Annotated in this window: 23 protein-coding genes; 8 read left to right on the top strand and 15 right to left on the bottom strand. The window is 66.3% G+C overall.

All coding sequences use genetic code 11. From position 1 onward, the window contains the following. Positions 1–2: 2 nt before the first annotated feature. Positions 3–344, bottom strand: coding sequence for an ArsR/SmtB family transcription factor (locus tag ACFYE3_RS04530; RefSeq protein WP_387606446.1), 342 nt, complete (start codon positions 342–344; stop codon positions 3–5). Positions 345–706: 362 nt separating this feature from the next. On the opposite strand from ACFYE3_RS04530, the gene ACFYE3_RS04535 reads away from it, so the two are divergent. Together ACFYE3_RS04535 and ACFYE3_RS04540 are read left to right on the top strand one after the other, a co-directional pair. Next, positions 707–1,543 (top strand): methyltransferase domain-containing protein, encoded by an 837-nt coding sequence (locus ACFYE3_RS04535; RefSeq protein ID WP_387606448.1) that lies wholly within the window; start codon positions 707–709, stop codon positions 1,541–1,543. 12 nt (positions 1,544–1,555) lie between these two features. Continuing rightward, a complete protein-coding gene (locus tag ACFYE3_RS04540) occupies positions 1,556–2,794 on the top strand; it encodes an aminotransferase-like domain-containing protein (RefSeq protein WP_387606450.1) in 1,239 nt (412 codons plus the stop codon). 61 nt (positions 2,795–2,855) lie between these two features. Here ACFYE3_RS04540 and ACFYE3_RS04545 read toward each other — a convergent pair whose 3' ends face one another. From ACFYE3_RS04545 to ACFYE3_RS04555, 3 genes are all read right to left on the bottom strand, one after another. Continuing rightward, entirely contained in the window at positions 2,856–3,557 is a 702-nt protein-coding gene (locus ACFYE3_RS04545) for a class I SAM-dependent methyltransferase (protein ID WP_387606452.1), read from the bottom strand. Positions 3,558–3,771: 214 nt separating this feature from the next. Then, positions 3,772–4,305, bottom strand: coding sequence for a hypothetical protein (locus tag ACFYE3_RS04550; RefSeq protein ID WP_387606454.1), 534 nt, complete (start codon positions 4,303–4,305; stop codon positions 3,772–3,774). Next, positions 4,302–6,209: a penicillin-binding transpeptidase domain-containing protein gene (locus tag ACFYE3_RS04555; RefSeq protein ID WP_387606457.1), complete on the bottom strand. Its 1,908-nt coding sequence runs from the start codon at positions 6,207–6,209 to the stop codon at positions 4,302–4,304. Before ACFYE3_RS04555 ends, ACFYE3_RS04550 begins: the two co-directional genes overlap by 4 nt. A gap of 189 nt (positions 6,210–6,398) precedes the next feature. Here ACFYE3_RS04555 and ACFYE3_RS04560 point away from each other — a divergent pair, with 189 nt between their 5' ends. Next, a complete protein-coding gene (locus tag ACFYE3_RS04560; RefSeq protein ID WP_387606459.1) occupies positions 6,399–7,361 on the top strand; it encodes a LysR family transcriptional regulator in 963 nt (320 codons plus the stop codon). A gap of 1 nt (position 7,362) precedes the next feature. Next, the gene (locus tag ACFYE3_RS04565; RefSeq protein WP_387606461.1) at positions 7,363–8,286 is read left to right on the top strand and encodes a serine hydrolase; all 924 of its coding nucleotides are present in this window, start codon (positions 7,363–7,365) and stop codon (positions 8,284–8,286) included. A 119-nt stretch (positions 8,287–8,405) separates the two neighbouring features. Here the strand turns inward: ACFYE3_RS04565 and ACFYE3_RS04570 are convergent, their stop codons facing one another. The 11 genes from ACFYE3_RS04570 to ACFYE3_RS04620 form a co-directional block, all read right to left on the bottom strand. Continuing rightward, the gene (locus tag ACFYE3_RS04570; RefSeq protein ID WP_387606462.1) at positions 8,406–8,885 is read right to left on the bottom strand and encodes a mycothiol transferase; all 480 of its coding nucleotides are present in this window, start codon (positions 8,883–8,885) and stop codon (positions 8,406–8,408) included. Beyond that, entirely contained in the window at positions 8,882–9,283 is a 402-nt protein-coding gene (locus ACFYE3_RS04575) for a VOC family protein (RefSeq protein WP_387606465.1), read from the bottom strand. The genes ACFYE3_RS04570 and ACFYE3_RS04575 overlap by 4 nt, the downstream gene beginning before the upstream one ends. A gap of 363 nt (positions 9,284–9,646) precedes the next feature. Continuing rightward, positions 9,647–10,123, bottom strand: a complete 477-nt coding sequence (locus ACFYE3_RS04580; RefSeq protein WP_387606468.1) for a hypothetical protein — start codon at positions 10,121–10,123, stop codon at positions 9,647–9,649. A 50-nt stretch (positions 10,124–10,173) separates the two neighbouring features. Next, positions 10,174–10,452, bottom strand: a complete 279-nt coding sequence (locus ACFYE3_RS04585) for a helix-turn-helix domain-containing protein (protein ID WP_387606470.1) — start codon at positions 10,450–10,452, stop codon at positions 10,174–10,176. An 822-nt stretch (positions 10,453–11,274) separates the two neighbouring features. Next, entirely contained in the window at positions 11,275–12,372 is a 1,098-nt protein-coding gene (locus tag ACFYE3_RS04590; RefSeq protein WP_387606473.1) for a zinc-binding dehydrogenase, read from the bottom strand. Positions 12,373–12,528: 156 nt separating this feature from the next. Beyond that, positions 12,529–13,899 (bottom strand): MFS transporter, encoded by a 1,371-nt coding sequence (locus ACFYE3_RS04595; RefSeq protein ID WP_387606475.1) that lies wholly within the window; start codon positions 13,897–13,899, stop codon positions 12,529–12,531. Between the two features lie 173 nt (positions 13,900–14,072). Beyond that, a complete protein-coding gene (locus ACFYE3_RS04600) occupies positions 14,073–14,987 on the bottom strand; it encodes an alpha/beta fold hydrolase (RefSeq protein WP_387606478.1) in 915 nt (304 codons plus the stop codon). A 3-nt stretch (positions 14,988–14,990) separates the two neighbouring features. Beyond that, the gene (locus tag ACFYE3_RS04605) at positions 14,991–15,365 is read right to left on the bottom strand and encodes a hypothetical protein (RefSeq protein WP_387606480.1); all 375 of its coding nucleotides are present in this window, start codon (positions 15,363–15,365) and stop codon (positions 14,991–14,993) included. Continuing rightward, entirely contained in the window at positions 15,358–16,266 is a 909-nt protein-coding gene (locus ACFYE3_RS04610; RefSeq protein WP_387606482.1) for an NAD(P)-dependent oxidoreductase, read from the bottom strand. The genes ACFYE3_RS04605 and ACFYE3_RS04610 overlap by 8 nt, the downstream gene beginning before the upstream one ends. Further along, entirely contained in the window at positions 16,263–16,655 is a 393-nt protein-coding gene (pcaC, locus tag ACFYE3_RS04615; protein WP_387606484.1) for a 4-carboxymuconolactone decarboxylase, read from the bottom strand. Before pcaC ends, ACFYE3_RS04610 begins: the two co-directional genes overlap by 4 nt. Then, positions 16,652–18,058, bottom strand: a complete 1,407-nt coding sequence (locus ACFYE3_RS04620) for an NAD-dependent succinate-semialdehyde dehydrogenase (RefSeq protein ID WP_387606486.1) — start codon at positions 18,056–18,058, stop codon at positions 16,652–16,654. The genes pcaC and ACFYE3_RS04620 overlap by 4 nt, the downstream gene beginning before the upstream one ends. Before the next feature lie 367 nt (positions 18,059–18,425). Here ACFYE3_RS04620 and ACFYE3_RS04625 point away from each other — a divergent pair, with 367 nt between their 5' ends. From ACFYE3_RS04625 to ACFYE3_RS04640, 4 genes are all read left to right on the top strand, one after another. Continuing rightward, a complete protein-coding gene (locus ACFYE3_RS04625; protein ID WP_387606489.1) occupies positions 18,426–19,322 on the top strand; it encodes a LysR family transcriptional regulator in 897 nt (298 codons plus the stop codon). 413 nt (positions 19,323–19,735) lie between these two features. After that, a complete protein-coding gene (locus tag ACFYE3_RS04630; protein WP_387606993.1) occupies positions 19,736–20,170 on the top strand; it encodes a MerR family transcriptional regulator in 435 nt (144 codons plus the stop codon). A 54-nt stretch (positions 20,171–20,224) separates the two neighbouring features. Next, positions 20,225–21,565: an NtaA/DmoA family FMN-dependent monooxygenase gene (locus tag ACFYE3_RS04635; RefSeq protein ID WP_387606492.1), complete on the top strand. Its 1,341-nt coding sequence runs from the start codon at positions 20,225–20,227 to the stop codon at positions 21,563–21,565. Further along, positions 21,562–22,068 (top strand): flavin reductase family protein, encoded by a 507-nt coding sequence (locus ACFYE3_RS04640; protein ID WP_387606495.1) that lies wholly within the window; start codon positions 21,562–21,564, stop codon positions 22,066–22,068. Before ACFYE3_RS04635 ends, ACFYE3_RS04640 begins: the two co-directional genes overlap by 4 nt. The last annotated feature ends 115 nt before the right edge of the window (positions 22,069–22,183 follow it).

A 22,183-nucleotide genomic window follows, 5' to 3' on the forward strand; every position in this document is an offset into this window, starting at 1 on the left:
TCTTAATCCTCCCGCTTCTCCTGTTTGAGGTCCTGCACGTATGCGTCCAGGCGATCGAAGCTTTCGATCCAGAACTGTTCGAACCCACCGGTCCAGTCATGCACCGACTGCAGCCCATGTGCGTCGAGAACGTAGAGGCGCTGCTTGCCTTCTCGGCGGTCGTGCACCAGGCCGACCTCACGCAGAACCCGCAGGTGCTTGGACGCCCCGGACTGGGACATTCCCAACTCCTCGGCGACGGCCGTCGCCGGCCGCTCGCCTGCCCGGAGCAGCATCAGGATGTCCCGGCGCTGAGGCTCGGCGATCGCGTTGAACACATCGGACGTCGTCGCTGCTCGTGCCATGGTCACTAACATATTCCCATATCAGAAAGTGTGTCAAGCCGGCGGCCCCTACTGTGCCGCTGGAGCGGGCGCGGGTGCGTTGCTCGTAACGCCCGGGCTCAAGGAGGCATCGGGCCCCGCCCGGTTCTAACAAGCAAGAACCGGCCCGCCGATCGAGAAGCAGAGAACAAAGAGCGAACGACGGCGTTCGACGACTCCGCACCCACCTCAACGCCTGCGCTTGGTCGTCGTTCCAAAACTTTGGTAAGGCTTTAAAAGCTATCCAGGGCGTCGTCTCACAGATTGACCCGCCCTTCCGGGTCCTTACCCACCCCTCTTATCGTCTTGCTATAAGAGATGGCCATCTTAGAATGTGAGACACCATGACGCGGTACGGTCTTGGGTACGCCTGCAGTGTCCTGCTCTCCCATGCTCAGCGGACGGCGGAGAACTCCGCGGCGTACCTGCTTCCTCTCCTGCGGCCGGATATGGTCGTGCTGGATGTCGGGTGCGGGCCCGGGTCGATCACCTTGGACCTGGCGGGGCACGTGCCGCAGGGGCGGGTGGTGGGCGTGGACGTGGGGGAGGAGGCGCTGGTCCTCGCCCGGGGTGAGGCCGCACGGCGCGGCGACACCCGCACCGAGTTCCTGCTCGCGGACATCGTTCGTCTGCCCTTCCCGGACGGGGTCTTCGATGTGGTGCACGCCCATCAGGTCCTCCAGCACGTGGCCGATCCCGTCGCGGCTCTACGCGAGATGGCCCGGGTGTGCCGGCCGGAGGGGTGGATCGCCTGCCGGGACGCCGACTACGAGGCGATGACCTGGTATCCAGGCTCCCCGGGGATGGCCCGGTGGTGGGAGGTCTATCGTGCGATGGCCCGGCTCAACGGGGGCGAGCCCGATGCCGGTCGGCGGCTGAAGTCCTGGTGCCTACAGGCCGGCTTGACCGAGGTGCAGGCCGGCGCCTCCACCTGGTGCTACACCACCGCGGAGAGCACCCGGTGGTGGTCTCGTTCCTGGGCTCAGCGCGCCCGCACGCCGGCTTTTGCCGATCGCGCACAAGAGCTCGGCTTGGCCACGGCCCAAGAAGTGGATCTCATGGTCGATGACTGGCTGCGGTGGGGGGCGGCAGAGGATGCCTGGTTCGTGCTGCTCCACGGCGAGGTGCTCGCCCGACCGCCCCGGCCCCAGCAGCATGGCATTCCCCCGGTAAGGCTCTGACGGGTGGAGGGCATGACCCAGGAACCGTGGGTGTTCCCCGTGGCCCAGCGCCTGAGAGGGGTGCAGTCCTCCCCGGTGCGCGACATCCTGGCCATCATCGCCCGCGGGGAGGTGATCTCCTTCGCCGGTGGCATCCCCGATGCGGACCTTTTCGCTCTGGAGGACCTGCAGGCCTCCTTCGCCCACGTTTTGGCCCATCAGGGGCGCCGGGCGTTGCAGTACGCCTCCACCGAGGGCGAACCAGAACTGCGGGAACAGGCCGCGGCCCGGGTCTCGAGGGAGGTGCCGAGTATCCCGGAGCAGATCCAGGTGACCTCCGGTTCCCAGGAAGGCCTGTACCTGGTGGGCCAGGCCCTGTTGGATGCCGGTGACGTGGTGCTGGTGGAACACCCCACCTATCTGGCCGCCGTGCAAGCCTTCACCCTCACCGGGGCGCGGATCATCGGGGTCCCCACCGACGAGCACGGGGTGGTCCCCGAAGAGCTGGAGCGGCTGATCGCTGAACACCGTCCGAAGTTCGTCTACCTCATCCCCACCTTCCAGAACCCCACCGGGACGACCATGCCGGTCCCGCGCCGCCACCAGGTCGCCGAGATCCTGCTGCGCACGGGCACCGTCCTAGTCGAGGACGACCCCTACGGGCTGCTGCGCTTCACCGGCGCACCGCTGGCCCCGATCGCCGCCCACCCCGGGATGGCTCGGCAGAGTCTGCTGCTGAACTCGCTGTCGAAGATCGTGGCCCCCGGGATACGGGTGGGCTGGGTGAGGGCCGAGGGTCCAATCCTGCGCACCATCGCCATCGCCAAACAGGCCGTGGGACTGCAGTCGGCCGTTGTCGATCAACTGGCCGCGGCCCATTACCTGGCCACCTGTGATGTCGACGCCCACGTCCGTCGGGCCGCCGCCGTGTACCAGCAACGCCGGGATGCCATGCACGCCGGCCTGCTACAGATCCTGCCGCCCGGGGCGAGCATCACCTCCCCGGACGGCGGGATGTTCTTGTGGGCGCGCCTGGGCCACGGCATCGACACCGCCGAGCTGCTTCCCCTGGCGGTGGAGGAAGGAGTGGCCTTCGTCCCCGGCGCCCCCTTCTACGCCCACGACCCGGACCACTCCACCCTGCGCCTGTCCTATGTCACCAACACCCCGGAAGTCATCACCGAGGGACTGACACGACTGCACCGGGCGATCCAGTCCTACCAGCAGGAGCACCGGATTTCGGAAGAGCCGACAGAGATCAACCTGCGCTGAACGGACCGACATCCCCCACCGCCTTTGACCTGTTGCACAGAAAAGGGTGTCCTGCTTGAACTCAGGTCGCCGTTCGTTGCAGGACGTATTGCGCGTCGAAGGTCTGCGGCGAGTACGTGAGCTCGACAATCGTGAACCCTGCTTTCAGGATCATCGGCTCCAAGAGCCAACGGAAGGTCGAGTGCTCATCGCGCACGTGCTCTTCGAGCTCAGCCCGGCTCCACTCACCCTCGACGTCGCTTCCTCCCAGGGCGCACCATGCCTCGAGGCGCTGATCCGCCTCGTGCGGGTCGAAATCGTAGACGACATCCCACAATCGAAGAATGCCTCCCGGTCGCAGCAGGCGACCCATACGAACCAGGGCAACCGCCTTCCAGAAATCAGGAAGGTGATGCAACGCATACCGCGAGTACACGAAATCAGCGGGCTCACCATTAGAGACAAAGCTCAGGAACCCGGCCTGAACCAGGTCAACGTTGCTCAGGTGCTCGCGAGCAACTTTCCGGCGTAGGTGCTCGAGCATCGGTTCGGACACATCCACCGCAACGACACGCGCGCCCGCACGTGAGGCCGCTGCCGTGAACTGTCCGGTTCCCGCCCCGAACTCCACGATCCGCGACCCGATCGTGAGTCCGTGCTGCCGGAGCAGGGAGACCTCGTCCTCTGCCTGGGAATCCATCTTGGAGTCATACCGGGCGACATGCTCCACATCCAGGTTCTCCCGGCCGGCGAGACGGATTTCATCCGGGTACCAACCTGCCATACGCGACCACCCCCTTGTCTGCTCAATTCTCCACCACCGGACCCTTGCCGGGACGAGCTCTGGACCTTGAAATCGGAGAGCGGACTCAGAGCGGAGCGAGCAATGATGAGTTGGACGTAGCCAACAGTTTCACGATGAGCTCGGCCCCGTCTGCTTTACAGATGGCAAGCTACCGGCCACTTTCCTCGAGGGGCTGTAAGAATCGAGTCGCCCGTCACTGCGTGCGAATGAGACCGGGGTTATGGGCGGGACTCAGGTGGTGCGGGAACGCTGTGTCGGGCGATCGCGGGATGTCGCGGTGGCAGGGCCGGTCTTCCAAGGTGATCGACTCTGGATGATCGGGACTGATGGTTGCCACGGCACAGGCACGGCCCCAGACGGGCACGTCGTCGGTGAAGGGATCGGCACCGGTGTCACTCACCCACAAGACGATGTGCATCATCTGGTCGGTAGCATCCGTATATGCCCGCAACGATGTTGGAGACGGACCTATCCTGGCGACGATCTCATCAGATGAATCCGTAACGGACTGGGCGGCGGCCTCAACGTTCTGTGGTGGGTGGTCTCCTAGTTCATCGGAGATCGCTGCTTGCAGACCAGGCAGCCAATACAAGGCGAAGTCATCTGCCTCACCTTGGCGGAAAGGGGCTGTGTAGCACCCGGTGAGCAGGAGTAGTCCTGTGGTGGCCAGAACCGCTTGGGGAAGACCTCGGGGCAGCCAGTACCCAAAGACGTTGTGGTTCCTCACGGCTGTCCTGCGGTGGCGGCCGCCTCAAGGAACTCGAGCATGATGGGTGCACCGGTGATCGATCCCAGGTCTCCGTCCTCGACGAAAACGGCCACGGCAAGGTCCTGGTGGGCGGCGATGACCCAGGAGTGCGTGCGGGGTGGGTTTTCGGAACCGAACTCTGCGGTGCCGGTCTTGCCGATCGCGGTGTCCGGGGACAGGATCCGGAAGGTGTCGAGGTGTCCGGTCGTGACGACCTCGCGCATGGTGGTGTGCAACTGTTCGGCTTCTTGGTTGGTCAGAGGCGTGGTGGTACTGGGTTGGGCGGCATCGGTCTGGACCAAATCCTCGGTGGTGACCAGTCGGGGTGTGACGAGTTTTCCGGCGGCGATCGAGGCGGTGAGATTGGCCATGGTCAGCGGGGACACCAGGGTGCGGCCCTGCCCGAACAGGGCAGCGGCGTGCTGGGCCGGGGGTTCGCTCTCAGGAATGGACCCGTAGAAGGCGCCTATCCCCAGATCTGTCTGCATGCCCACTCCCAGGGCCGCGGCGGCATCGGCGATTTCTCGCTGGGTGATCCGTTCGTGCTGGGCGATGAAGCTGGTGTTGCAGGAGTGGGCCATGGCCTCTTTGAGGGTGATGAGTCCGAGGAACTGTGCGGGGTAGGACTCGACGTTGTTGAACGTGGCGCCGTCGACGGTGGTCGAGGGGGTGCACTCCACGGTCGTGTCGGGGGTGTCGCCGTGGCGCAGCATGGCCAGGGCGGTGACGACCTTGAAGGTCGAGCCTGGGGCGTACTGGCCCAGCAGGGCGGTGGGGTAGCCCTCGGATCCGGGTCCGTTGGCGGCGGCGAGGACGTCTCCGGTGGAGGGACGGATCGCCACGATCGCTGAGGCGGAGTCGATGTCCGCCAGCAGCTGCTGGGCGGTGGCCTGCAAATGACGGTCCAGGCTGACCTGGATCGTTTCGCCAGGGGAGGGAGGGATCTGCACGAGTGGTTGTTCGGTGTGCGGGGCGATTCCGCCGTCGGCTTGCAGGCCGACTTTCTCCACGATGACACCGGGCTTCCCGCGCAACCGGTCGTCGTGGGTTTCCTGGAGTCCACCGCGGCCGATCATGGCTCCGGCCTCGATCTGCCCTTCCGAGGCCTGGAGATCTTCGGCGGTGGCCGCAGAGACGCTTCCCAGGATGTCCGAGGCGAACCCGCGGGAGGGCGCCAGGGGCACTTCGTCCTCCACCACGAGAAGCCCGGGAACGGCCTGCATCTGGTGGGGGTCCAAAGCCCGGAAGTCCTCTTCGCGTAAAGGAACAGCTTCGACGAACGCCTCCGGGCCGGCTTGTTCTACAGCCGTGATGTAGGGCGCCGTACCGATGTCCAGGGCCTCGGCCAGGTCTCGTGCGGCCTCTGCGGGGTCGGCCTCCGCTAGCTGAGATTTGTCGATGCCCACCCGGTGCACGGTCCTCTCCGTCACCAGAACTTCCCCGTGCGCCCCGAGGATGTCCCCGCGGTCGGGGGAGATGGGGACCAGGTGCAATCCCTGCCCGGTTTCCAGCGAGGGTTCCACGACGGTGGGAGACCAGCGCGCCACCCATTGGCCGTCTTGACCAGAACTGAGTTCCAGAGTGGAGTCGTAGGTCCAGTTCTGCTCCACCCCCGGCAGGTCCCATGACCAGGACAGGACCGCTTCACGGCGGTCCTCGTTGTCGGTGTCGCTCACCGAGCCCACCTCCACGGTCGGGGTGAGACCGCGCAGATTCTTCGTCACCGCCTCCAACTGCTGTTGGGCGGTGGCGGCATCAACGTTGGCGAACGACATCTGCGCCACCTCACCAGCAGCCAGGGCGGCCGCCACCGCCTCCGCCGTTGCACGCTCGTCATCGGGACGCAGGGCGCTGCAGCCGCTGGCCACCAGGACCAGCGACACCCCCAGACACAGTGGCCATGACCGGCGCGCCTGGGCGCGACCGGGAGCAGAACCAGATGGGACAGCAGACGTGGACGACATCGCAGGTCGACTTCCAGGGGGCGGCAGCGGGGGCATGAGCACACCGTAGGAAGATCTCGCTTCATATGTCCAAGACATCTACAGACACCGGGACATAGTCTGGGTGATATGGGAGCTCGTGTGCAGGGAAATCTTCTGCGGTGGCTGGAGTATTTCGTGGCTGTAGCCGAAGCCGGACACGTCGGCCGGGCCGCGGAAAAACTGGGCATCGCCCAACCCCCGCTGTCCCAGACCATCCGGCGCCTGGAGCACAGCGTCGGCATTACCTTGTTCATTCGCCATGCCCGCGGCGTGCGGCTCACCCCAGAGGGTGAACAGTTCTTGACCCGCGCCTATGGTGTGCTCGAGGCCCAGTCACAGTTGCTGGGCCTGCGCGCCGAGCTGGAGAGCTCCGCACCGGTGGTGACGGTGCGCGTCCCAGCCTTGATGCCGTCCGCCTGGGTGGCTGAGCTGGCCGCCGGCTGGTCCGCAGTCGCCACCGCCGCAGAGCCCCACGCCTCGGCTGCAACGCGACTGCGCTTCCACACCCAGACGAACTCGACCATGGCCTCTGCCACGGCCGCCGACCCGGACTCGGTGGGTCTGTTTATCGCCCCGGCGATCACCGGGCCCTTGACCGTGCACCCGGTGGTGGCCATACCGCAGTACCTAGTGAGCGCAGCAGAGCCGGACACGGTGTCGAGCCACGGAGCAGTTCCTCGGAGTCTGTCCCGTCGTGATGTCCGCCGGACCATCAACTCGCCCGTGGCGCTCACCCCTCGACGGGAAGCCCCCGCCGCCTTCGATCTGCGCAACAGCGAGCTCACCTCCCTCGGCGTCACCGTCCTCCCGCCTGTACGGGAGTACGAGCAGGAGCGAGAAGCCCTCGGCGACGCCGTCCAAGGGCACTGTGTGCTGCTGCGCCCGCACCTGGAACCGATGCCGGGGCTGGTGTTCTGGGCCCTGCCCGCAGGGATTCTGCCCTTGCGGCTGCGGGTTGCCCACTGCGCCGATGCCACCGCCATGACCCGGTCCGTCGCCGGTTTCCTCCACCACTGGCTGAGCAATCACGCCGCCTACGCGGGAAGCTGACATGCTGATCCGCGGCGCGTCCCACCAGGTCACTGCTGAGTTGGAAGCCCACCTCACGGCACTGTTCGACGATGCCGGAGTGCTGGGCAGCGTTCACGCGGCCGTGATCGGACACCCCGAGCTGCCCACCGTCAACGTGGCCGCTGACCAGCCCATGCCGGCGGCCTCCCTCTACAAGCTCCCGACGATGGTGGCGTACTGCCAGTGCGCAGACCGTGGCCACATCGACCCGCAACAACAGACACGTCTCACGGCGCAGACCCGCGCCCACGGACCCACGGGAACGGCGATCTGCCAAGACCCGGTGTCGATGTCCTGGCGCGATCTGGTCCGCATGATGATCACGATCTCCGACAACGCCGCCGGGGACGCGGTGCTGGAGCGGATCGGAATCACTACGGTGCAGACCACCGCCGAGGAACTGGGCATGGTGGCGACCTGCATCCGCGGTGGCACCACCCACACTGAGCAGCTGCTGCTCGAGGACCTGCCGGCCGCTGACACGGCCACGGCGATGACCCAGCTAATGGACCCCAACGCCGAACCCGCCACCCGAGCGCTGGATCCGCTGCTTGTTTCCGCCATCACCGCCCACGACGCCTGCCTGCTGCTGACCCGCATCTGGGAGAACACCGCAGCATCCCCGGAACAGTGCCAGTTCATGCGCAAAGTCCTAGCCCAACAAGCCTGGGGCCACCGTTTCGCCCAAGCCTTCGCCTACCCGGGCGCCGGCATCGCCGCCAAAACCGGGTCCTTCGGCCCCCTGCGCCACGAAGCAGGCGTCATCACCCACCCCGAGGAACCCCCCATCGTCGTCGGCGTTCTCACCCGATCAGCCAGACGCGACAAACGGGTCCCCGCCGCCGAGCACGTCGTCGGGCAAGCCGCCCTCGCCGCGGTGCAGTTCCTGCGGCAATACCTCTAACCGGAACCACCCGCGCCCGCATCACTTCCGACACAGAAACTACACAGTGGGAGGATGCTTTGGGGCGTTGCGTGGGCAGGGGGATAGTTCGCCGGTCCTGGCCGGTCCTGTCATCGGCATCATGTCAGGACCAGGTTCTGATGCCCGTCGATCAGTTCGCGCACGATATCGAGATGACCCGCGTGGATGGACGTCTCCACCAGCACGCGAAACACGACCTCGCGCCCATCGGTCATGGGTGGCGCCTCGAAGTCCCCTGACGCGGGCCACCAGCGGGGTGGAGCGTTCACATCCGACTGTGCCAGCACCTCAGTGCTTCGGGCGATCTCCTGCTGGTAGACCCTGATGGCGTCGGCGCCGGTCATCGGCTCGGATGCCCAGCCGTCGTGAAGGGCTGCGATCGTCGTCGGGTCACCCCCGAGAACGGCCGAGATCCAGAACGATTCGACATCGAAGGCGAGGTGATTGAGCAGTTGCGTCATGGTCCAGCCTGATGGGGTGAGCGCTCGGCTCATCGCCGTCTCAGTCAGCCCGCTCACGGCCTGGAGCACGTGGGTGCGCTGTTCTGCCAGCTGGGCCAGAAGGTGCGTGTCCGTCATGCCTGGGGCTCGTACCCGATGAGCCAGCGCAGTCCATGGCGATCGGTGACCTGCCCGTCCGAGGCCCCCCAGGGCCGCTGGGTCAAGGGATCGATCCGGGAACCGCCGATCGAGAGTTTCTCGAACCACTCGTGCAAGAGGGCCGGCTCGGCCGTCCCCAGCAGGGACAGCAGGAGACCCTCGAGTCGCATCGTCTCCGCACCCTCGGGCGCATCCGATCCTGCCAGGGCGACCACACCGTCGAGGACTCCGTGGGCAACAGCGTCAGGTGGACCGTCGGTCCTGCCGAACTCTTCATAGGAGTGCAGGCTCAGGTCACCGCCGAAGACGTCGGCGTAGAAGCTCAGTGCTTCTCGGGCGGTGCCGGGGAAGCTGAGGTAGACGAGAGGTGCGGCCATGTGAACACTCCTGGTGCCGGTTGCTCCGAGTTCGACCAAGTATTCGTGCAGTGTCACACGATTGGAAACGCTCCGCCGGAGTTCTGGCGGGCTGAACCGTTCTGCCCCCGCAGGACCCCTATTTGCTCGGGTCGGGCCGGTGGCGCCGATACGGGGTGGTGGCTGGGCGTGGTGAGTGACCGGTGTAGACGTTGGGCTGGAGCCACAGCTTCAGCCGGGTTTCGTTCCTGTCCCGGAGCGGTGCGAGGAGCCTCCCGAGGCTACTGGGCCGGGGTATGTGCCCGGTGTCAGCACCTCATAGTCGAGCTCAGTTGACACCTGAGAGACGCCACGGTGATCGCCGGTGGTAGCCACCGTTCTGGGTCACTCATGCCGTGGAACCCGGCTTCTGTGGTGCGTATCGGTGGCGTCGAGGCGTCCGCCGAGCCCGTCGAGGCCTTTGCGGATCATCGTGCTGTATCCATCGTCTCCCAGGGTGCCGGCTGCTGTGCGTCCCAGGGCGAAATGCTCGCGGGCTCGGGTGATGTGCCCCTGACGTCGGTAGCCCTCGCCCAGGTTGAGGTGGAGGCTGGGGGCCAGCCCTGCCGCCGAGGCGATACCGACCGGGCTCAGGTCGTTCTCGTGCACCTGGGAGAACTCCTCCAGTGCGATCTCGTCCCACCGCACCTCATCGGCCAGGTCCGGCTCCAGGTCAGCGAGGTAGTGGGCCAGGACGCAGCGCTGGGCGTGTTCGGCCGGGTGGCTGGCTTCCCACAGGGCTCGAAGCCGCGGACCCCCCGCTGCGGGATCGCCACCGAGGACGGCGGTCAGGGCGGTGGTGATGTCATTCCAGTCAGTCATGGGCCGACCCTAGGACAGGGTCGGAGGTGCCGGCTTGTACGTATCGGACGTCATCCCAGCGCGGTGCTGGGCAGCTGGCCGGCCAACGCGCGGAAGTCACGGATCAGGTGCGGCTGGTCGCTGTAGTCCGCCAGGGCGGCGAGATCGGCGATGGTCTTCCCCGAGGCGGGGTGCCACAGTGCGGCTGCCCGGTGCAGGCGCAGGATGCGCCGCACCAGCACCGGTGCCAGACCGAGATCGGCCACGCACCGGCGGTGGACCTGCCGAACACTCACCTCCAGCTCATCGGCGATCTGCTGGACGGTGCGATCGGCCACCAGGTGCTCCACGAGCCGAACGGTACGTGCAACAGCCGAATGATCCCTTGCCGTTCCGTGACGATGTGCGCGAGCAATTCCACGGCGGCGCCCTCACCGGCCACACCAGCCAGCCGATGCTCCGCTTCTACGGCTGCGGCCGTTCCCCAGACCTCGGTCAGTGGACACCACTGGTTGCGCCACCGGTCCAACGGGGCACCAGCGACGCTGCGTCCCTGAGCGAGCCCGATGCGCACCCCCACTACAGCGACCCCCGGCCGGGACGGCACCCAAGGGCTGGTGGCGGGTCCGAACCACCACAGGCGCCCCTGGACCCAGGCGACCCCGCACCGGGCATCCGGCACGACCGGCCGTTGTCTCTCCTGCCCGGTAGTAAGGGCGTAGCCCACATCGCACACCCCCGGCCCAAGAACCTGCCGAGGATACAGCCGTGGCTTGGGGCTCAAGTCCAGATGCCGATTCACAGCACCATTCTCCCCGCAGGGCACGAGTGCTCGAATCTCCCCGCAGGGCACGAGTGTTCGAAGAACGAAGGGATGCTGCGCCGGTGGAAACGCCACCACGATTGGCTGGTCTTTTTTCACTTCGCTTTACATATGGCCGGTTAGCGGCCGATTGGCGAGATTATCGGGATGATTTCAATCGTGGACCTAACATCTACCGGGTTCCACGCGGACGGCGTTGCAGTAGGGGCTCCTTTTCGAACGTCATGAAGGCGGTAGTGGCCACGGGAGGCGCTGTTTCGGAGGACGAGAGTCGTGAAGCGGCGATTCAGGAGTGCTGGCGTCCGGCAGCTAGTTGCCGAAGGAGATGGTCCGTTCAGGGCAGGGCGGTTCAGAGCACGATGGCGGCGCGGGTGACCTCACGCGCCAGGGACTTCTCCAGGGCCGTCGCGAGGTCGTCGAGGGTGAACTCGGCGTCGATGAGGTCCTCGAAGGGGTAGGTGTCGAGGTTGCGGGCCAGGAAGTCCAGAGCCTTAGCGAGGTAGCGGCCGTCGTAGCGGTCCACGTGCTTGATGGTCAGGGCTTTGCGGGTGACGTAGCCGGGATTGAAGGGCACCGTGGACCCGGGGGAGAGGTTGCCCATCACCAGGTAGCGTCCGCCGCGGCGCAGCTGCTGGAGGCCCTCGCTGAAGGCGGCCGGGACCCCGGTGACTTCCACGGCCACGTCGGGTCCCTGCCCACCGGCGAGCTCTTGGATGTGGGCCACGCGGTCCTGGAGGTCGGGGATCTCGGTGAGGTCCACGACGTCGTAGGCGCCGAAGCGTTTGGCCTGCTCCAGCCGGGCGGCGACTGCGTCGATGACGATGACGTGGGCGCCGCGTGCCTTGGCCAGCGCGGCGGCGTCGAGCCCGAGCCCGCCGGCGCCCTGGATAAGCACGGTCTCCCCGTACTGAAGCCCGACGGAGTCCAGCCCGAACATGACCTGGGACAGCGCACAGTTGGCGCTGGCGGCCACGGAGTCGGGGATGACGTCGGGGACCTTGTAGACGTGCTGACGGGGGTGGACGACGTAGTGAGTGGCGAAGGCGGAGTGGAAGTGGGGGTATTCCTCGGGCTGCCGGCCGAAGAACTGGTAGGCGTTGTCGCAGAGGTTGCGCTGCCCGTCCGCGCAGCGGCGGCACTGTTCACAGGTCTGGAAGTAGGTGCACACCACCCGGTCGCCCACGCTCAGGGCGTCGCCGCGGCTGTCGGTGGTCTTGCCCTCCCCGAGGGCAGCGACACGTCCGACCATCTCATGGCCCAGTCCACCGCGCTTTTTCACCGGGTGGCGACCGTTCCAGATGTGCAGCTCGGACCCGCAGACGTTGGCCCGGGTGATCTCCATGACCAGCCCGTTGGGCTCAGGATCCGGGACGGGGTACTCGGCGAAATCGAGCACACGGGGTTCGGCCATGAAGGCCAAGCGGCCGGTGTGGAGTGAGGTGTTCATGACTGGTTTCTCCCAGATCGGTGGAGTGGTGGCGGCTGTGGGGCCGTGAGAAGCGGGTGCGGGGTGGTGGTGTGGGTCCGCCGCCGGTGCTGCCCACCCGTGAAGGGCAGCGCCGGCGGCGGGGTCCTGGAGTGTCCGGGGATGGGCCGGTGGGGCTCAGTCGGCCAGTTCGGTCTCGGTCTCGGAGACACCGGCGTGGACAGGGTCCACGACGTGCGGGTGCTTGCGGGAGAACAGGACCGCGATGCCGGAGAGCATGCAGGGGATGGCGCCGAAGAGGAAGGCGGCGGTGGCCCAGGTGCCGTCGTTGGCCAGGACCGTGGCGGCCAGGGCGGAGGAGAAGATCGCCCCGATCGGGCCGACGGCGGCGACGAAGGCAGCGCCGCGGCCGCGAATGCGGGTCTCAAAGGACTCCCCGACAAAGAACAGGACGCAGGAGTAGGGGCCGATGAGGAAGAAGGTGCCGAGGCTGTAGAGCGCCACGACGGTCCAGAAGTCGCTGGGCCCGTAGATCATCGCGGTGAACACAATCCCGCCGGTGACCCAGCCGAAGGCGATGACGTTGCGCCGCCCGAACCGGTCGCCCAGGAACCCATGGGTGAGGTACCCGAGGTAGGCGATGAGGTTGGACATCAGCAAGATGGCCAACGAGTTCGTGAAGGATACGTTGTGCACGTTGACCAGCACGGTGGTGCCCAGGACGCTGAAGACCTGCACGGAGAAGTAGTTCAGGATGTGCCCCATGGACAGAGAGAGGGTGGTGCGCAGGCTGCGGCCGCGGAAGATGTCGGCCAGGGTGCTGCGGGTCTCGTGCTCCTCGATGCCCAGGGAAGCCGAGAGCTGCTCGGCTTCCTGGTGGGCGCCCTTGTCCTGGAGCCGTCGCAGCTTCTGCACGGACTGGAACTGCGGGGACTCGCGCAGTTTGCTGGCCAGGGCGGCGACGATCAGGGAGGGGATCGCGGCAAAGACGAAGCACCCGGCCCAGCCGATGATCGGAAGCATGATCGCGGTCAGGGCCGCGGCCAGGATCGCCCCGACCGGCCACCCGCCCTGGACCAGGGAGTAGATGAAGCCCTGGCGCTTCTTGATCCGCGGATCATCGGAGGCCCCGTAGAGCTCGCTCAGGTAGGCGCCGTTGACGCCTTGCTCGGACAGACCCAGCCCGCTCAGGGACCGGATGGCCACCAGTCCCCAGATCGGCACGACGGCGGCCAGGGCGGTCAGCGCTGAGGCGATGCCGGCCCCGGCGGTGGTGAAGGCCATCCCGGCCTTGCGACCGAACTTGTCCACGACCGGCCCGGCGAGCAGGCCCAGCAGCACCGCGCCGATGGCCATCCAGGTGATCAGTTCGGCCTGCTCCGCAGTGTCCAGGCCGAGATCCCTGCCGATCTCCGGGAGCAGGGTGCCGAAAAGGATGAAGTCGTAGACAGCGAAGGCCCAGGCGAAGAAGGCCAACACGGTAGCGAACTTGATCTGCCGGTTGGTGACGGGCGCAGGCCGCCAATCGGCTTCGTTTTGGATCGACATGATCCACCTCCATGGTGGTGACGGGACGTCAGGGAAGCACTCGGTGCCCGTGACGCGATGCCTGTGAGTGGTACGAGGGTGTGCTGAGTCAGGGCCGCGTGCTTCACGCGTCCCGACAGAAGTGAGAGGGTGGCCGGTTGGTCAGGCGGGCGGCCGGCCGCCGGGGCCTGTGACTACTGAGGCGTGCGGCCGGCTTCCTCCAGCGCCGGCAGATCGGAATTGTCGCTGATCTCCTGCAGGATCGGCAGCAGATACTGGCGGAACTCCTCGTAGTTCTCCGTCACCGGGAAGTGGCCCAGCTTGGGCATCGCCCAGAACTTGCACCCGGGCACCAGATCGGCCAGCTCCTGGGTCTCGGCCGGGGAGGTATTCGGGTCGTACTCACCGGTGAGCAGGTAGAGCATGCACTGGCTGGTGTCGATGGCCCGGGCCTCTTCCGGGGTGACGTGGTGGTCGTAGTAGTAGTAGTAGAGGTCCCCGGCGAACACCCCGGGTCCACCGCACTGGTACTCCCACTGGATCTCGCGCACGTTCGCCTCAGGGCTGTACGGGGAGATGTTGAGCATCATCGCCGCCCCAGTGGAGGTGCGCGAAACCTTCGGGTTGTCGAACTCCCGGCGGATCCCGGCCATCCCGACATCGACGTATTCCGCGGCCGAGCGCAGGGCGCCTTCCACGGCGATGGTCGCCCGGTAGCGGTCGGCGTGCTTGGAGGCCAGGTCGATGGCCAGGTGACCGCCCATGGAGCTGCCCATGTAGACCGGGCTGTCCAGCTCCAGGGCCTCGGCCAGGGCGTTGGGGAAGGCGATCATGCGGGTCTTGGTCATCTGGTATTCCTTCTCCCACCACTTCTCTCCGTGCGGGGGCAGGGACTTGCCGTGGAAGGGCAGGTCGAAGGCGATGACGCGGTAGCGGTCGGTGACCTCCGGGTCGTTGAGCAGGTGCCGGTACTGGCGCCCGTCGGAGCCGGCAGTGTGTCCCACGATCAGGGGGATTCCCTGGCCGGCCTCCTCGTAGTAGACCCGGTACTCGATGTCCTCGACGGTGAGATAGACGTAGCGACCGGTGATCGACTCGTGCTTGGCCATGACTTACGCTCCTTGGACGTTGAGCTGGCGGAAGATCTGCATCAGCCGGTTCAGGGCCGGCAGATAGGCGTAGAACTGGTCGGTGTTGCTCAGTTGCACCCCGTGCTTGATCGAGGAGGACTGCAGGGACTGGAAGAAGGGCCGGGGTTTCTCGGCCGTCATCTCCTCCCACTGCTGGCGGCTGCCGAAAATGGCGATCGCTGCGTCCTGGGGGTCGATGTCGGCGGCGGCCACCGACAGGAGACGGCCGTCGTCGAAGAGGGCCAGCCAGGCCTGGTCCCCGATGGTCACGTGGAGTTTGCCGGTGTAGTAGCGCATCTCTCGGGAGAACTCGAAGTCCTCGGTGGCGTGGTGGAGCACATCGGTGAAGTCACGCATGGGCTTGCCTTTCCTCAGTGGTCGAAACGGTGGAAGTGGGCCGGTCGAGGAGGGCGTACATCTTGGTGTGGTCCTCGGACCCGAAGCCCTCCTCCACAGCCTTGCGCCACAGATCGGCGCAGTGGTGGCTGAGCTCGGCCTCCACCCCGAGTTCCTCGGCCAGGGCCAGGGCGATGTTGACGTCCTTGGTCATCAGCCCGATGGGGAACCCGGAGCCGTAGGAGCCCGAGAGCATGAACTGGGCGACCTTGTTCTCGGAGGTGTTGCTGCGCCCGGAGGAGGCGTTGAGCACCTCGGTGAGGGTCTGCGGGTCGATCCCGAAGCGTTCCCCGATGTGCAGGGCTTCGACGGTCACGGCCACCGAGGCCGCCGAGACGAGGTTGTTCAGGGCCTTGGCCGCGTGCCCGGACCCGGGGGCCCCGACGTGGGTGATGGACTTGCCCATCACCTCGAACAATCGCTTCGCCTCGTGCACGTCCGCGGTGGCCCCGCCGGCCATGATGGCCAGCTGGCCGTTGACCGCCCCGCGCACACCCCCGGAGACCGGGGCGTCGACGTAGCGCATCCCTTTCTCCTCCAGGACAGCGCCCAGCTGCTGGGAGCGGGTGGGCTCGGCCGAGGACATGTCGATGAACAGGGTGTTCAACGAGGCCCCGGCCACGACCCGGCCCTTGAGCAGGACGGCCTCGACGATCGCGGACGTCGGCAGCATCGTGATGATCACATCCGCGGCCTGCCACCCGGCCTCCTGCGCCGCCGCGGCGGTGGGGTGGGTGGTGAGGAACTTTTCCACCGCCTCGGTACTCAGATCCTGGACGATCAGCGTGTGCCCGGCCTCGGCCAGGCGCCCGGCCATGGGGAAGCCCATGTTGCCCAGGCCGATGAATCCGATGGTGCTCATGCCTGGGCCTCCTCGGCGTCCATCTCGGTGAAGACCTCCCGGGCCAGCCGGAAGCTCTCCAGTGCGGCCGGGGCCCCGCAGTAGATGGCGACCTGGAGGAAGACCTCCTGGATCTGCTCCTTGGTCACCCCGTTGCGGATCGCCCCGCGCACGTGGACCTTGAGTTCGTGCGGGCGGTTCAAAGCGCTGATCATGGCCAGGTTGATCAGGCTGCGCTGAGCCCGCTCCAAGCCCGGGCGGTTCCACACATCACCCCAGCAGTACTGGGTGACCAGCTCCTGCATCGGCATCGAGAATTCATCAGCCCCGTCGAGGCTGCGCTGGACATAGGCCTCGCCGAGGACCTCGCGGCGGGTGGCCAGACCTTTGTCGAACAGTTCCTGATTCAATCTGCTACTCCTTCGTCGGTGCCGCCGCGGTTCCAGACGGCTTGGATGTTGGTGAACTCGTGGACCCCGAAGTGGGACAGTTCCCGGCCGTAGCCGCTGTTCTTCACCCCACCGATGGGGATCCGCGGATCGGAGACGGCGATGCCGTTGATGAACACCCCACCCACCTGCAGGCGCCTGGCCACCGTCGAGGCCAGCTCCGCGTCGGCGGTCCACAGGCTGGCGGAGAGCCCGAACTGGGAGTCGTTGGCCTTGGCGATCGCATCCTCCAGGTCCTCGGCGAGGATCAGGGAGGCGACGGGGCCGAAGATTTCCTCACGGAAGGCCGTCATCGAGGAGGTCACCCCGGCCAGGACGGTGGGCTGGTAGTAATTACCCGGCCCGTCGATCAGTTCCCCGCCGGCCAGTAGCTGGGCGCCCTCGGCCAGGGTGCGTTGGACCTGGGTATGGATCTCCTGGCGGATGTCGTCGCGGGCGATGGGCCCGATGTAGGTGTCCTCCTCGGTGGGGTCGCCCACCGTCAGGTCCTTGACCTTGGCCACGAACGCCTCGGTGAACTCCTCGGCGATCTCGTGATGGAGGATGATGCGCTTGGCGGCGATGCAGATCTGGCCGCTGTTCTGGAACCGGCCCTGGATCGCCGCGTCCACCGCTTCCTCCAGGTCCGCGTCGGCCAGGACGATGAAGGCGTCCGACCCGCCCAGCTCCAGCACGCTGCGCTTGACCACCCGGCCGGCCTGGGAGGCAATCGCCGCACCGGCCCCAACACTGCCGGTGACCGTCACCGCCGCGATCCTCGGGTCCGCAATAGCCGCCGACACTACCTCGTTGTCGGCGTTGAGGACGCTGAAGGCTCCCTCCGGCAGCCCGGCCTCCAGCCACAGGGCCTCGATCGCCACACCGCAGCCGACCACGTTGGGGGCGGGCTTGAGGACGTAGGCGTTGCCGCCCAAAAGGATCGTGATCCCCCCGCGCATCACCTGCCAGACGGGGAAGTTCCACGGCTCCACCGCCAGCACCGGGCCCAGGGGCAGGTAGGACACGTGGGCCTCGGGCCCGATCTGGGTGGGGGTGTCGGCGAGGATCTCCGCCCCGTTCTCGGCGTACCAGGACATCACCCGGGCCGCCTTCTCCACCTCCGCCCTCGACTGGGTGATGGGCTTGCCCATCTCGGCGGTGATCAGCGCGGCCAGCTGCTCGGCATCGCGGCGCATCAACCCGGCCATCCGGGCCAGAACCTCGCACCGGGTCTCGGAGTTGGTCTGGCTCCACTGCTCGAATCCTGCCTGTACCCGGTGCAGGACCGTGTCCAGGTCCTCGGCGCTGACGAAGGGGTGGGTCTCGATCACCTCTCCGGTGGCGGGGTTGCGCGACGTCGCGGTCGCTGATGCTTGGACAGTCACAATTACGGTCCTTTCCGGGGCCGGGTCAGGGAAAGTACGCGAGGTGGTCCGCTGCCCTCACCAGTACGGTGCGGGGGAGCGTCCACCCGGGGGGTCAGCCGTCGGCCGGGAGAGCTCCCGTCCGACGGCCGGCCCGAGCCGGCGATGGTGGGGCCGTCACATCGGTATGTGCCACTGGGGTGGCACTGCGGTGGATCGGGCCCCGGTCGCTGTGAGGAAGATGACTGCCCCGTGTGGTCGATCTCTCGGCCCCATCGGTTTCCATCTGTCTTGGTCTGTGCTAGCGACCTCTTGATAAAAGGCTAGAGGGGTGTCACCCTGCTGTGAACAAGCAGTTTCGGAACCTAAGCTTCTGGAAAAGAGAACGATGGAGTTTGCCCAACTGGAGATGTTCGTGGCCGTGGCCGAGCACGGCGGGATCACCGCCGCCGCCGAGAAGATGCTGCGAGCCCCCTCGAACGTGTCCACCCGCATCCGGCTCCTGGAGAAGGAACTGGGCATGGACCTGTTGCTGCGCGACAAGCGACAGGTCACTCTCTCCGCAGAAGGAGAGGCGTTCCTGGAATACGCCCGCCGGCTGATCGACATCGCCGGGGAAGCCAAGTCCCTGGCCACCGGGGAGCAACCCCGCGGGCGGTTCCGCATCGGGGCCCTGGAGAGCACCTCGGCGGTGCGAATCCCCTCGCTGCTGGCGGAGTTCCACCTCAACTACCCCGCGGTGGACCTCGAGCTGGCAGCCGGGGCCTCCGGGATGCTCTTCGACCACCTGCTCAGCGGACAGGTCAACGCCGTCTTCACCGACGGCGCACCAGCCTCACCGGTGCTCACCGGCCTGCACGCCTTCACCGAGGAGCTGGTCATCCTCACCCCCGAGCCGGTGAAAGCCATCGACGAGGAATTCCGGGCATCCAACCCCACCGCTTTCGTCTTCGGCACCGTGTGCTCCTACCGCCAACGGTTCGAGGAGTGGATGGAACAGAGCACCATCAACCCGGGCCGGGTCGTGGAAATCTCCTCCTACTACAGCATGCTCGCGTGCGTGGCCGCAGGGGCCGGGATCTGCATGATGCCTCGCAGCCTCTACGAGACCCTGCCCGGCGGCAACCGCGTCACCTGCCACCCCATCGAAGGCGAGTTGGGGCGAGTAGAAACCTGGCTCACCTGGCGACGCGACGCCCGCTCAGCCAATCTGAGGGCCTTCGTGCGCCAGACCAAGGAACATCTCGCGCACCTGGCCGAACTTCAGCCTGCAGCGGTCGGATAACCCCATCACCACGACCGGCCCGGCTTAACTTGTCAGGCAACGTGCGCCCGTTGAGGTGCCTGAATGGGACCATCACCTCACGCCGGCTCGTCCAGGTTTCACGGTTCGTGTGTCGCAGTAGCGGCCTCCTGACGGGCCTCCAACCCCCTGAGTCCAAGACGGTAACCACGGTCCCAGGACCGACCGAACGATTGCTGGTGGGCCTCCGGGCGGGTGGGTGCAAGGATGGCTCCGTCCATTCCGCTTTACACATGGCCGGCTAGTGGCCATCAAGCCAGGTCAGCTGTCACCTATTCGTGCGGCAGTCCCGTGGTCGGTTCTCACGGTCGTCTGCACAAATACTCAAGGACGTCTGCACGGGCGCAGACACGAGTAGCTCACCGTGCCACCCTTCCACTAGTGTGAAGGTTGACATGGGCTTAGTCACGACCCAAGGGGTGGGCATCTTGCGTATAGGCGAACTGGAACAGAGATCTGGAGTGCCTGCTCGGATGCTCCGGTACTACGAGGAGCAAGGGTTGGTGACACCGCGCCGCCTGGACAACGGTTACCGGGAGTACGACGAATACCTCGTGGACCGCGTAGCCAAGATCCGCGGCCTCATCGACTCGGGTATCCCGACCAGGATCATCGGCAATATCTTGCCGTGCCTGAACCAGCCGCAGACCGTCGTCGTCGATGACGCGGACCCGGAGCTCTTGGAGATCCTGCTGCACGAGCGGGATCGGATGACCCACAAGATCGACGTCCTCTCCCAGAACCGGGACGCCATCACCCGCTACATCCGCTCGCTGGAGGCCGCCGTCGGCAGCAAGAGCAGCATCGTCACCAAACGGCAGCCGGCGTAGCAGTAGGCTCGTGATTTGACCTTGTCACTAGTGAGAAGGTTGCACGATGGGTAGGTGACTTTCTCCTCTTCAAAAATGATCCTCGGCCTGCAGCTCGGTAACGGGTACGGCGCCCATGGATCGGCCTGGCGCGCCGCGGGCGTGGATCCAGCCAATTACACCGACTTCGACGCTCAGGTGCGGTACGCCCAGGCTGCCGAACGCGGCAAGTTCGCGTTCCTGTTCCTGCCCGACTTCCTGGCCTACAAAGCAGACGGCGTGCAGGAGGCGCCCATGCTCACCCTGGAACCCATGCTGACCCTGGCGGCCATAGCCCGCGCCACCGAGCGCATCGGTCTCGTGGCCACCGGCTCCACGACCTTCAACGAGCCCTACAACCTCGCTCGCCAGTTCAAGGCCCTGGACGTGATGAGTCACGGCCGAGCCGGATGGAACGCCGTCACGACCAGCGACCCCGGCTCAGCCGCGAACTTTGGGCAGGAGATCGCGCCCCGGCCGCAGCGCTACCAGCGGGCGCACGAGACCATCCAGATCACTCAGGCCCTCTGGGGCAGCTGGCAGCAGGACGCCTGGAGCAAGGACACGACGAACGCTCGGTTCATCGATCCGGAGAAGATCGAGGCCATCAACCTGCAGGGCAAATATGTCGCCTCCCGCGGGCCCCTGCCCATTCCACCGTCGGAGCAGGGCCAACCTGTGGTCTTCTCGGCCGGTGGAGGGGCGAACGGCCTCAAGATCGCCGGTCGGTACGCCAGCGCCGTCATCGGCGCCGTATTCACCATCGAGGATGCGCGCGCCCAGCGTGAAGCCATCCGCGATGCAGCGCGCAAGGCCGGACGCAACCCTGACGAGGTGAAGTTCATCGCCGGGGTCATGCCGGCCATCGCCGCCACCAAACGGGCGGCCCTGGACCGCCGTGTAGCCCTCGGTGACCAAGCCGCTCCGGCCCTCGTGCCCTATCTCGGCTCCATGCTGGGACTGACGCTCGATGCGAGCCAGATCGACGAGCCACTCAGTCCCGCCCAGTTGGCGGGAGCCCGACCCAGCCCCTTCGATCCCCGCTCCCCGCGGGCACTGGACGTCGCCCGCGAGGGATGGACGCTCCGCGACATCCTCGCTCACGGGGTGATCGACTACCACCCCACCCCCGTAGGCCCGGCATCCGTCACCGCGGATCACATGCAGGAATGGTTCGAAGCAGGCGCCTGCGACGGCTTCTGGGTGTCGATCGATGTCTACGAGGACGGGATCGACACCTTCGTCGACGAAGTCGTCCCCCTGCTCCAGGAGCGCGGTCTCTTCCATGACGACTACGAAGGCACCACCCTCCGCGACCACCTCGGCGCCCCAGCCCAGTACGGCCTGGACACCCGACTCGCGAACCCCACCGCATGACGACGACCGCCGGCACCCACCGCCACAGCATTGATCAGGGTCTCTTTCGCAGTACCGTCGGCCATTACGCCTCAGGCATCACGATCATCACCGGCCACGATGACCAAGGACCGATCGGGTTCACCTGCCAATCGTTCTACAGTGTCTCCGTCGACCCGCCGCTGGTGTCCTTCAGCGTCATGAAGACCTCCACCACCTACCCGAGGATCCGCGACGCCGGATCCTTCACGGTCAACATCCTCGCCCGCGAGCAGGAAGCAGTATCGAACCAGTTCGCCCGGCGAGGCACGGACAAATGGGCAGACATCCAGTGGAGTCGGACAGAACAGGGCAACCCGATCCTCGATCGAAGCCCGGCCTGGCTCGACTGCAGGATCTGGGCAGAACACGACGCCGGCGACCACCTCATCGTGCTCGGACGCGTCATCGAACTAGGGACGTCCCCTGGCGACCATCCTGATCCCCTGCTGTATTTCCAGGGCCGATACCGATCCCTCCGCTAGCGACACCCGGATTTGCATGCACTCACGACCCCGGACTCCGGCCGTGGTTCTCTTCCGGATTTGACCTTCACACTAGTGGCAAGGTTGAGACTGAAGGGACCAGGCACTTAAGAGG

It is taken from the genome of Kocuria arenosa (genome assembly GCF_042879215.1).
GTDB lineage: Bacteria > Actinomycetota > Actinomycetes > Actinomycetales > Micrococcaceae > Kocuria > Kocuria arenosa.